Consider the following 10490-nt stretch of genomic DNA (forward strand, 5'->3'; position numbering starts at 1 on the left):
CCGTGTCTGGCGTTTTTGCGTTGTCTTCTGGGTGGTGCTGTTCCTCGCGCCGCTCGTGTGGTTGGTGGGGGGCGGGGGCCCGGCCCGGGGCGGGCCCGCCCCCCCCGGGCCGTGCTCCCGCTGCCGCGGTGCGCTTGCCCCCGGGCTCCGTCCCGCCGCGCGCCTACGCCGCCTCGTCCCGGGGGACCGGGTCCGCCGGGGGGCCCGCGACCGTGGCGTCGGGGAGCTCCGGGAGGTCCGCCAGATCCGCCAGGTCCGGGAGGTCCCTCGTGGGCCGCGGCTCCTCGGGCAGGCCCGGCAGGGGGTCCTGGAAGGTCTCCGGCGGCGCCACCGGCACATGCGCCTCCGCGTCCTCGGACGATGCCGAGCCCTGCGGCTGTGCAGCGCGCTCCAGGAACCGCAGCAGCTCCACGGGGATCGGCAGGACCAGCGTCGAGTTCTTCTCCGCCGACACCGCCATCACCGTCTGCAGCAGCCGCAGCTGCAACGCCGCGGGCTGCTCCGACATCACCGCCGCCGCCTCCGACAGCTTCTTCGACGCCTGCAGCTCCGCGTCGGCGTTGATCAACCGCGCCCGCCGCTCACGGTCCGCCTCCGCCTGCCGCGCCATCGAGCGCTTCATCGTCTCCGGGAGCGACACGTCCTTGATCTCGACCCGGTCGATCGCCACACCCCAGCCCATCGCCGGACTGTCGAGCATCAGCTCCAGACCCTGGTTGAGCTTCTCCCGGTTCGACAACAGGTCGTCCAGATCGCTCTTGCCGATGATCGACCGCAGCGACGTCTGCGCCATCTGCGAGACCGCGAACCGGTAGTCCTCCACCCGCACCAGCGCGTCGGCCGCGTCGACCACCTTGAAGTAGACGACGGCGTCGACCCGCACCGTCACGTTGTCCCGGGTGATGCCCTCCTGCGCGGGCACGGGCAGCGTCACGATCTGCAGGTTCACCTTGTGCAGCCGGTCGACGACCGGCACGATCATCGTGAATCCCGGCTGCCGGACGTCGCTCAGCAGCCGGCCGAAGCGGAACACCACGCCCCGTTCGTACTGCTTCACCACGCGCGCGGCCGCCGCCGCGTACACCACGGCCGCCGTTCCGGCCGCCGCCACCGCTGTCAACAGCTCCTCGAGCATCGCGGCCCCCTGAGGTCCGAGCCGAGCGTTACAGCAAGGTTATTCCCCTACAGCCAGCCCGCGAACTCCAGCAACAGCTCCGCGTCCTGATGGCGGCCCGCCGTCAGCGCCCGGGTACCCGACTCGACCGCCCGGAAGAGCGTCCAGCCGCGCAGCCGCTCGCGGTCCACCTCCAGCGAGTCCGCCAGCTTGTTGACCCTCCGGCGGGCCGCGGACGCCCCGGCCGACGCCGCCACCAGGTCCTCGACCCGGTCCCGTACGAGCCGGGCCAGATCGTAGGCGCGCTCGCCGACCAGCGGCTCGGGGCCGACGGCCAGCCACGGTGCGCGGTCCCCGGCCAGGACCTTGCCCTGCCGGAAGCAGCCGTGCAGCAGAAACGTCTCGGGGGAGTCGCCGACCAGCTCCTCGCGCGCCGTCAGCGCGGCGGCCGTCAGCGCGCCGGCCTCGGCGTCGGCACGGTAGGACTCCATCGCCGCGGCCTGCGCGGCCGTACGCGCGGCCACGGACTCGAAGCCGTGCTCCGCGGGGGGCTCGACCCACAGCTTCCTGATCGTGCCGGCGGCTTCGAGCAGCGCCTTCGCCTCGGGCAGGGAGCGCAGGGACACCTCGGTGTGCAGCCGTTCGAGGACCAGCGAGCCGTCCTCCGCCGCGTCCAGCAGCCGTACCGCGCCCCAGCCGTTCCAGTGCGCCAGCGCGTCCCGCTCCAGTTCGGGCCGGGCGGCCCCGGGCGCGATCTTCAGCGCCGCCGGGGAGCCGTCCCGCCGCCGCACCAGGACGACCAGGCTGCTGCGCCCACCGGGCGCCACCACGCGTTCGCTGTCCAGGGAGGCGTGCTCCACCGCGGTCCGCGCCAGCTCGGGCAGCTTCCCGAGCCACTCGGCCGCGGCGGCGTCGCCGTACGTCTCGCCGAGCGCCCGTACGAGTCGCTGCGGCGGTTCGAAACCCATGCGTACGTTGTTCCTTCTGCAGTACCGGAGCCTGGTCAGGGCCGTGAGAGCCGGACTCACACCCGCTCGGCGAGCCCAGGAAAGGTTACGTCGCTGCCACGCCAGCGAACCGCCCGTACCGCCGCCTCGCGCAACGCGGCGGCCGCGTCCCGTCGCAGCGGTCCCTCGCCGGCCCGTACGAGATCGGAGTACACCGCCGCCACCCGGTCCTCCAGGACCGCGGCGAGCCGCACGGCCGCGGCGGTGTCCGGCACCGGGAACGGCAGCTCGTAGCCGGCCGCCGCGGCGACCGGCTCGCCGCCCAGGTCGCGTACGGTCCTGCGCAGCCCGTCCCGCCGGGCCCGGTGGGCCTCGTACGCCGACGTGGCCTCGGTGCGCCGCTCGCCACCGATCCGGCCGCCGACGACCCCGTATCCGTACACCGCCGCGTGCTCGGCGGCGAGCGCGGCCTGCGCCGCGTCCAGGGCGCTCATGCCCGGCCTCCCTCGGTCAGCAGATACGCGTGCGCCGCCCCGGCCGCCGCCACCGAGGCCAGCAGCCGGGCGTACTCGGGAGGCGCGTCGAGCAGCGTCGCCGTGTGGGCGTCGGCCGTCCCGCGCACGGCGGCCGCCAGGTCCTTGAGAGCGGCCGCCGGGTCGGCCGGAACGGGCGCGGGCCCCGGGGAGGTGGTGGCACCCGGCGCGGGTGCCGTACCGGCGGCCGTGGCACCGGGGGTGTCCGCCGGCCGGGTGCCCGCCGTTCGGGCGGCCTCGCCCTTCGGCCCGTCCGTGCCGGCGGCCTTCGCCTCCGCGCCCTCCGGGTCGCCGGTCTCCCCGCCGGTCGGCAGCGGCGTCACGCCCTCGGCGAGGGCGGCGGCGTGCGCCGCGACCGCGCGGCGCAGCGGGGCCAGCCGCTCCGTCAGCGAGGGATGCGCCGCCAGCACCGCGTCGTAACGTTCCAGCAGGGTCAGGCTCGTCGTCACCGATCCGCGGCGCAGCGCCGCCTCGGCGAGCGCGGCCCGTTCGGCCGCGGTCCGCTTCCTCGGCCGCTCGCCTCCGCCCCCGTCGGACGTGCAGCCGACCAGCGTCGCCGCCCCCGCCGTCAGGAGCGCCCGTCTGCCCACGGTCCCCGTGCGCCCCACATCCACTCCCTCGGCCTCGGTCGAAGATCACCGCAGGCGAGCGTACCCGCGGCCCCCGGCCCCGTGGACGGCAACACCCCCCTGGACCGGATACCCTTTGGTCTGACACGCGACGAACCCACAACAGCACACGCGGCCGAGGAGTCACCCGGATGAGCACCACCCAGAGCGACAGGCTGCGAGCACTCCTAGAGCCGCTCATCGCCTCGCAGGGACTCGAACTGGAAGAGCTCGAGGTGGCCTCCGTGGGACGCAAGCGGGTGCTGCGCGTCGTCGTCGACTCCGAAGAGGGAGCCGACCTGGACCAGGTCGCCGATGTGAGCCGTGCGCTCTCGGCGACGCTGGACGAGACCGACGCGATGGGCGAGGGGGAGTACACCCTCGAGGTCGGCACCCCGGGCGCGGAGCGCCCGCTCACCGAGCACCGCCACTACGTGCGCGCCACCGGGCGCCTCGCCAAGCTGCAGCTGAACGACGGCGGAGAGCTCGTCGCGCGGATCCTCACCGTGGACGAGGACGGCGTCGACCTCGAGGTGCCGGGCGTGAAGGGGCGCAAGCCCACCGCCCGCCGGGTCGAGTTCGCCGACATCGCCAAGGCGCGTGTCGAGATCGAGTTCAACCGCAAGGACAAGAAGGAAGAGGAGGCGTAGCCGTGGACATCGACGTGAAGCTCCTGAAGGGCTTGGCACAAGAGAAGGAGATCTCCTTCGACCTGCTGGTCGAGGCGATCGAGTCGGCCCTCCTCATCGCGTACCACCGCACCCCGTCCGCCCGCCGCCACGCGCGCGTGGAGCTGAACCGGCAGACGGGTCACGTGACGGTGTGGGCCAAGGAGGACCCCTCCGAGCTGGAGGAGGGCCAGGAGCCCAAGGACTTCGACGACACCCCGTCGGACTTCGGCCGGATCGCGGCGAGCACCGCGCGCCAGGTCATCCAGCAGCGGCTGCGCGACGCCGAGAACGACGTCACGTTCGGCGAGTACGCCCGCCGCGAGGGCGACATCGTCGCCGGCCAGGTGCAGCAGGGCAAGGACCCGAAGAACGTCCTCGTCAAGCTCGACGACAAGCTGGAGGCCATCCTCCCGGTGCAGGAGCAGGTGCCGGGCGAGGAGTACACGCACGGTCTGCGGCTGCGCACGTACGTGGTCCGGGTCGCCAAGGGCGTCCGGGGTCCGTCGGTCACCCTTTCGCGTACGCACCCCAATCTGGTGAAGAAGCTCTTCGCGCTCGAGGTCCCCGAGATCGCCGACGGTTCCGTCGAGATCGCGGCGATCGCCCGCGAGGCCGGCCACCGCACCAAGATCGCCGTGCGGTCCACCCGTTCGGGCCTGAACGCCAAGGGCGCCTGCATCGGTCCGATGGGCAGCCGGGTCCGCAACGTCATGGCGGAGCTGCTCGGCGAGAAGATCGACATCGTGGACTGGTCCGACGACCCGGCCGAGATGGTGGCCAGCGCACTCTCCCCGGCCCGGGTCTCCAAGGTGGAGATCGTGGACCTGGCCGCCCGGTCCGCCCGGGTGACCGTGCCCGACTACCAGCTGTCGCTGGCCATCGGCAAGGAGGGGCAGAACGCCCGCCTCGCCGCCCGGCTCACCGGCTGGCGCATCGACATCCGTCCGGACACGGAGCACCCGTCCGACGAGCCGCGCGACCGCGACTGAGTCGCGCGGCAGGGAAGGGATCGCGCCCTCGTCACTTTGTGTGAGGGCGAGATCACGACAAACGACCGTTCGATTCTTGCCCCAAACGGGTGAGGTCGCTACGGGGAGGTAGACTTAACGGTGTCTGGCCGGACGCAAGACCGAGCGTGCCCTGAGCGAACCTGTGTGGGATGCCGGGAGCGAGCGGCCAAGAGCGATCTGCTGCGCATCGTGGCGGTCGAGGGCGCGTGCGTCCCCGATCATCGCGGTACGCTGCCCGGCCGGGGTGCGTATCTGCACCCCGCCTCGGTCTGCCTCGACCTGGCGGTCCGCCGCCGGGCGTTCCCGAGGGCCTTCAGGGTCCAGGGTCCGCTCGAAACGGCGGATATTCGCTATCACGTAGAGCAGCAGGCTTTGTAAGAAGAAGTACGGCACGGAAAACCGTGCGGTCAGGTACCTCGCGAGTTGGAAGTAGGTCGAGATTGCGATGAGCACTCGATGAGTACGCGATGAGTACGCCCATGAAGTAGCGACGGTCCGGCGGTAACCGGACCTCAAAGGAGCGAAGTGGCTAAGGTCCGGGTATACGAACTCGCCAAGGAGTTCGGTGTGGAGAGCAAGGTCGTCATGGCCAAGCTCCAAGAACTCGGTGAATTCGTCCGTTCGGCGTCCTCGACGATCGAGGCGCCGGTCGTGCGCAAGTTGACTGATGCGTTGCAGGGTCCCGGCGGTGGCGCCGGCAAGACCGCTGCGAAGCCTGGCGCGCCTCGCAAGGCCGCCCCCTCGAAGCCCGCGGCGCCGTCTCCGGCGGCCGCGGCACGTCCCGCTGCCCCGAAGCCCGGCGCCCCGGCCCCCAAGCCGGCCCCCGCCGCGCCCTCGGCCCCGGTCACCCCGGCGGCCCCGGCGAGCAGCACCCCCTCTCAGGCTCCGGCCGCTCCGGGCCCCCGCCCGGGCCCGAAGCCCGCGCCCAAGCCGGTCACGCCGGCTCCGGCCGCCCCCGAGTTCACCGCGCCGCCGTCGGCTCCCGCCGCCGGTCAGCGTTCCGGTGGCCCGACCCCGGGTCCCCGTCCCACCGGCGACCGTCCCGCCCGTCCGGGTCAGGGCGCGCCGCGTCCGCAGGGCCAGGGTGCCCCGCGTCCGCAGGGCCAGGGCGCTCCGCGTCCGGGCGGTGCCCGTCCGGCCGGTCCGCGTCCGGGCAACAACCCCTTCACCTCGGGTGGCTCCACCGGAATGGCGCGCCCGCAGGCGCCCCGTCCGGGTGGCGGTGCCCCCCGTCCCGGCGGCCCCGGTGCCGTTCCGGGTGCCCCGCGTCCGCAGGGCGGCCCCGGTGGCGCCCCGCGTCCCCAGGGTCAGGGCGGCGCCCGTCCGACCCCCGGTGGCATGCCTCGTCCGCAGGCTCCCCGTCCGGGCGGCGCGCCCGGCGGTAACCGTCCGAACCCGGGCATGATGCCGCAGCGTCCCGCTGCCGGCCCGCGTCCCGGTGGTGGCCCCGGCGGCCGTGGCCCCGGTGGCCCCGGCGGTCGTCCCGGTGGCAGCGGCGGTCGTCCCGGCGGCGGCTTCGCCGGTCGTCCGGCCGGTCCCGGCGGTGGCGGCGGCGGCTTCGCCGGCCGTCCCGGTGGTCCCGGTGGTGGCGGCGGCGGTCGTCCGGGTGGTCCCGGTGGTGGCGGCGGCTTCGGCGGTCGTCCCGGTGGCTTCGGTGGCCGTCCCGGTGGCCCGGGTGGCCGTGGTGGCACGCAGGGCGCCTTCGGCCGTCCCGGCGGTCCCGCGCGTCGCGGTCGCAAGTCGAAGCGTCAGAGGCGCCAGGAGTACGAGGCCATGCAGGCCCCGTCGGTCGGCGGCGTGATGCTGCCTCGCGGCCAGGGCGAGACCATTCGCCTGTCGCGCGGTGCGTCCCTCACCGACTTCGCCGAGAAGATCAACGCCAACCCGGCGTCGCTCGTCGCGGTGATGATGAACCTCGGCGAGATGGTCACGGCCACGCAGTCCGTCTCCGACGACACGCTCGTCATGCTCGCCGAAGAGATGAACTACGTCGTTCAGATCGTCAGCCCGGAAGAGGAGGACCGCGAGCTGCTCGAGTCCTTCGACATCGAGTTCGGCGAGGACGAGGGCGGCGAAGAGGCTCTGGTCTCCCGTCCGCCGGTCGTCACCGTCATGGGTCACGTCGACCACGGAAAGACCCGACTGCTCGACGCGATCCGCAAGACCAACGTCGTCGCGGGCGAGGCCGGTGGCATCACCCAGCACATCGGTGCCTACCAGGTGGGCACCGAGGTCAACGGTGAAGAGCGCCGCATCACCTTCATCGACACCCCGGGTCACGAGGCGTTCACGGCCATGCGTGCCCGTGGTGCGAAGTCGACCGACATCGCGATCCTCGTGGTCGCGGCCAACGACGGCGTCATGCCGCAGACGATCGAGGCGCTCAACCACGCCAAGGCCGCCGGCGTCCCGATCGTCGTCGCGGTCAACAAGATCGACGTCGAGGGTGCCGACCCGACCAAGGTCCGCGGTCAGCTGACCGAGTTCGGTCTGGTGGCCGAGGAGTACGGCGGCGACACGATGTTCGTCGACATCTCCGCCAAGCAGGGTCTGCACATCGACTCCCTGCTGGAGGCCGTCGTCCTCACCGCCGACGCCTCGCTCGACCTGCGGGCCAACCCGAACCAGGACGCGCAGGGCATCGCGATCGAGTCCCACCTCGACCGTGGTCGTGGTGCCGTCTCGACCGTCCTGGTCCAGCGCGGAACGCTGCGCATCGGCGACACGATGGTCGTCGGCGACGCGTACGGCCGTGTCCGGGCGATGCTCGATGACAAGGGCAACAACGTCGAGGAGGCGACCCCGTCGACTCCCGTCCTGGTCCTGGGTCTCACCAACGTCCCGGGCGCCGGCGACAACTTCCTGGTCGTCGACGAGGACCGTACGGCCCGTCAGATCGCCGAGAAGCGTGCTGCGCGCGAGCGCAACGCCGCCTTCGCCAAGCGCGTCCGCCGGGTGTCCCTCGAGGACCTCGACAAGGTGCTCAAGGCCGGTCTGGTCCAGGAACTCAACCTCATCATCAAGGGCGACGCGTCCGGTGCGGTCGAGGCTCTCGAGTCCTCGCTGCTCCAGCTCGACGTCGGTGAAGAGGTCGACATCCGTGTCCTGCACCGCGGTGTGGGTGCGGTCACCGAGTCCGACATCGACCTGGCCATGGGCTCCGACGCCATCGTCATCGGCTACAACGTCCGCGCCGCGGGCCGCGCGGCGCAGATGGCGGAGCGCGAGGGCGTCGACGTCCGGTACTACTCGGTGATCTACCAGGCCATCGAGGAGATCGAGGCGGCGCTCAAGGGCCTCCTCAAGCCGGAGTACGAAGAGGTCGAGCTCGGTACGGCGGAGATCCGCGAGGTCTTCCGCTCGTCCAAGCTGGGCAACATCGCCGGTGTCCTCATCCGCTCGGGCGAGGTCAAGCGCAACACCAAGGCGCGCCTCCTCCGCGACGGCAAGGTCATCGCGGAGAACCTCAACATCGAGGGTCTGCGCCGCTTCAAGGACGACGTCACCGAGATCCGCGAAGGCTTCGAGGGTGGTATCAACCTCGGAAACTTCAACGACATCAAGATCGACGACGTCATCGCGACGTACGAGATGCGCGAGAAGCCGCGCGCCTGAGTGCGGCTGTAGGTTCGGGGCCGGTCGGCGGAGAGTATTTCCGTCGATCGGCCCCGGCCGTTGCGTGTACGGTTCTGGTGTTCCTGCCAAGCGACGGCGTGGCAGGCCACCGAACCCGAACCGGCGGGACATCCGGCACTACATGTACGTGGGGACTCTGTCCTTCGATCTGCTCCTCGGCGACGTTCATTCGTTGAAGGAGAAACGCTCCGTCGTCCGGCCCATCGTCGCCGAGCTCCAGCGCAAGTTCTCCGTGAGCGCGGCCGAGGTGGGCGACCAGGACCTCCATCGCAGGGCCCGACTGGGGGTCTCTCTGGTGTCCGGGGACGCGGGGTTCGTGTCGGACGTGCTGGACCGCTGCGAGCGGCTGGTCGCGGCCAGGCCCGAGGTGGAGCTGCTGTCGGTGCGACGCAGGCTCCACACTGATGAAGACTGAATGAGCAAGGCAAAGAAGGAGACGGACCAGTGGCCGACAACGCGCGGGCGAAGAAGCTGGCGGACCTCATCCGGGAGGTGGTCGCCGAGAAGCTGCAGCGCGGCATCAAGGACCCGCGCCTGGGTACGCACGTGACCATCACGGACACCCGCGTCACCGGTGACCTGCGGGAGGCCACGGTCTTCTACACGGTCTACGGCGACGACGAGGAGCGGGCCAGCGCGGCCGCCGGACTGGAGAGCGCCAAGGGCATCCTGCGCTCCGCCGTCGGTGCCGCCGCCGGGACGAAGTTCACGCCGACGCTGACCTTCGTCGCGGACGCCCTTCCGGAGACCGCCCGGACGATCGAGGACCTCCTCGACAAGGCGCGGGCCTCCGACGCCAAGGTGCGGGAGGCGTCCTCGGGCGCGAAGTACGCGGGCGAGGCCGACCCGTACCGCAAGCCCGAGGACGAGGACGAAGAGGGCACCACCGCCTGATGAGCACCGCAGGGAAGAAGCCCGGGGGTACCCCCGGGCCGGAGGCCGGGGGAGGGCTTGTCATCGTCGACAAGCCCTCGGGCTTCACTTCGCACGACGTCGTGGCCAAGATGCGCGGGATCGCCAAGACCCGCCGGGTCGGCCACGCGGGCACGCTCGACCCCATGGCGACGGGCGTCCTCGTCCTCGGCGTGGAGCGGGCGACGAAGCTGCTCGGTCACCTCGCGCTGACCGAGAAGGAGTACCTCGGCACCATCCGCCTGGGGCAGACGACCATCACCGACGACGCCGAGGGCGAGATCACGGCGTCCGTGGACGCTTCGAAGGTCATCCGCGAGCAGATCGACGCGGGAGTGGCCGAGCTGACCGGCGAGATCATGCAGGTGCCGTCGAAGGTCTCCGCCATCAAGATCGACGGCAAGCGGTCGTACGCGCGGGTGCGCGGCGGCGAGGAGTTCGAGATCCCGGCCCGGCCGGTCACGGTCTCGTCGTTCCAGGTGTACGACGTCCGGGAGGCCACGGCCGAGGAAGGCACACCGGTCGTCGACCTGGTCGTCTCCGTGGTCTGCTCCTCCGGTACGTACATCCGGGCACTCGCCCGCGACCTGGGCGCCGGGCTCGGCGTGGGCGGTCATCTGACCGCGCTGCGGCGCACCCGCGTCGGACCGTACAAGCTGGACGCGGCCAGGACCCTGGACCAGCTCCAGGAGGAGCTGACGGTCATGCCGGTCGCCGAGGCGGCCGCGGCGGCGTTCCCCCGCTGGGACGTCGACGAGAAGCGGGCCCGGCTGCTGCTGAACGGTGTCCGCCTGGAGATGCCGTCGTACCCGGCGGGACCCGTGGCGGTCTTCGCCCAGGACGGCCGGCTGCTGGCGCTGGTGGAGAACCAGAAGGGCAAGGCCAAGAGCCTCGCCGTCTTCGGCTGACCGGCACTCGCCCGTGGGCCGAGGGCCCCTGATCATGGTGGAGCGGGCACGCGCGCGTGCCCGCTCCACCCTAACCCCCCCGGGGCGGGGTCTACCATGGGATACCCCCCCTCAACCCCAGGGGGCGGCGCGAGGGGGTTAAAAGGGGGGC

The 10490-nt window shown here is 72.1% G+C and carries 11 protein-coding genes; 7 read left to right on the top strand and 4 right to left on the bottom strand.

Going from position 1 to position 10490, the window contains the following annotated elements; all coding sequences use genetic code 11:
- Nucleotides 1-163: 163 nt before the first annotated feature.
- The 4 genes from AB0D99_RS35275 to AB0D99_RS35290 are packed head-to-tail and all read right to left on the bottom strand — an operon-like array spanning nucleotide 164 to nucleotide 3202.
- A complete protein-coding gene (locus AB0D99_RS35275; RefSeq protein ID WP_362372201.1) occupies nucleotides 164-1135 on the bottom strand; it encodes a slipin family protein in 972 nt (323 codons plus the stop codon).
- 47 nt (nucleotides 1136-1182) lie between these two features.
- Nucleotides 1183-2082 (bottom strand): aminoglycoside phosphotransferase family protein, encoded by a 900-nt coding sequence (locus tag AB0D99_RS35280; protein WP_362372204.1) that lies wholly within the window; start codon nucleotides 2080-2082, stop codon nucleotides 1183-1185.
- A gap of 56 nt (nucleotides 2083-2138) precedes the next feature.
- On the bottom strand, nucleotides 2139-2555 hold the full coding sequence (locus AB0D99_RS35285) for a ferritin-like domain-containing protein (RefSeq protein WP_362372207.1): 417 nt from the start codon (nucleotides 2553-2555) through the stop codon (nucleotides 2139-2141).
- On the bottom strand, nucleotides 2552-3202 hold the full coding sequence (locus tag AB0D99_RS35290) for a hypothetical protein (RefSeq protein WP_362372210.1): 651 nt from the start codon (nucleotides 3200-3202) through the stop codon (nucleotides 2552-2554). Before AB0D99_RS35290 ends, AB0D99_RS35285 begins: the two co-directional genes overlap by 4 nt.
- Before the next feature lie 152 nt (nucleotides 3203-3354).
- On the opposite strand from AB0D99_RS35290, the gene rimP reads away from it, so the two are divergent.
- The 7 genes from rimP (at nucleotide 3355) to truB (ending at nucleotide 10339) form a co-directional block, all read left to right on the top strand.
- Nucleotides 3355-3852 carry a ribosome maturation factor RimP gene (rimP, locus tag AB0D99_RS35295; protein ID WP_362372213.1) on the top strand — a complete coding sequence of 166 codons (498 nt, stop codon included), beginning with the start codon at nucleotides 3355-3357 and terminating at the stop codon, nucleotides 3850-3852.
- 2 nt (nucleotides 3853-3854) lie between these two features.
- Entirely contained in the window at nucleotides 3855-4862 is a 1008-nt protein-coding gene (gene nusA / locus AB0D99_RS35300) for a transcription termination factor NusA (RefSeq protein ID WP_362372216.1), read from the top strand.
- A 120-nt stretch (nucleotides 4863-4982) separates the two neighbouring features.
- The gene (locus tag AB0D99_RS35305; protein ID WP_362372219.1) at nucleotides 4983-5261 is read left to right on the top strand and encodes a YlxR family protein; all 279 of its coding nucleotides are present in this window, start codon (nucleotides 4983-4985) and stop codon (nucleotides 5259-5261) included.
- A 147-nt stretch (nucleotides 5262-5408) separates the two neighbouring features.
- Nucleotides 5409-8498, top strand: coding sequence for a translation initiation factor IF-2 (infB, locus tag AB0D99_RS35310; RefSeq protein ID WP_362372222.1), 3090 nt, complete (start codon nucleotides 5409-5411; stop codon nucleotides 8496-8498).
- A 142-nt stretch (nucleotides 8499-8640) separates the two neighbouring features.
- Nucleotides 8641-8934 (top strand): DUF503 domain-containing protein, encoded by a 294-nt coding sequence (locus AB0D99_RS35315; protein ID WP_362372225.1) that lies wholly within the window; start codon nucleotides 8641-8643, stop codon nucleotides 8932-8934.
- A gap of 29 nt (nucleotides 8935-8963) precedes the next feature.
- Nucleotides 8964-9413, top strand: coding sequence for a 30S ribosome-binding factor RbfA (gene rbfA / locus AB0D99_RS35320; RefSeq protein ID WP_362372228.1), 450 nt, complete (start codon nucleotides 8964-8966; stop codon nucleotides 9411-9413).
- On the top strand, nucleotides 9413-10339 hold the full coding sequence (gene truB / locus AB0D99_RS35325; protein WP_362372231.1) for a tRNA pseudouridine(55) synthase TruB: 927 nt from the start codon (nucleotides 9413-9415) through the stop codon (nucleotides 10337-10339). Before rbfA ends, truB begins: the two co-directional genes overlap by 1 nt.
- Nucleotides 10340-10490 lie beyond the last annotated feature (151 nt).

The sequence above is a fragment of the Streptomyces sp. NPDC047971 genome, assembly GCF_040653355.1.
Classification (GTDB): domain Bacteria; phylum Actinomycetota; class Actinomycetes; order Streptomycetales; family Streptomycetaceae; genus Streptomyces.

Coding starts and splice junctions, on each gene's coding strand:
- AB0D99_RS35275 (WP_362372201.1), bottom strand. CDS start 1,135: ATGCTCGAGGAGCTGTTGACAGCGGTGGCGGCGGCCGGAACGGCGGCC.
- AB0D99_RS35280 (WP_362372204.1), bottom strand. CDS start 2,082: ATGGGTTTCGAACCGCCGCAGCGACTCGTACGGGCGCTCGGCGAGACG.
- AB0D99_RS35285 (WP_362372207.1), bottom strand. CDS start 2,555: ATGAGCGCCCTGGACGCGGCGCAGGCCGCGCTCGCCGCCGAGCACGCG.
- rimP (WP_362372213.1), top strand. CDS start 3,355: ATGAGCACCACCCAGAGCGACAGGCTGCGAGCACTCCTAGAGCCGCTC.
- AB0D99_RS35315 (WP_362372225.1), top strand. CDS start 8,641: ATGTACGTGGGGACTCTGTCCTTCGATCTGCTCCTCGGCGACGTTCAT.
- truB (WP_362372231.1), top strand. CDS start 9,413: ATGAGCACCGCAGGGAAGAAGCCCGGGGGTACCCCCGGGCCGGAGGCC.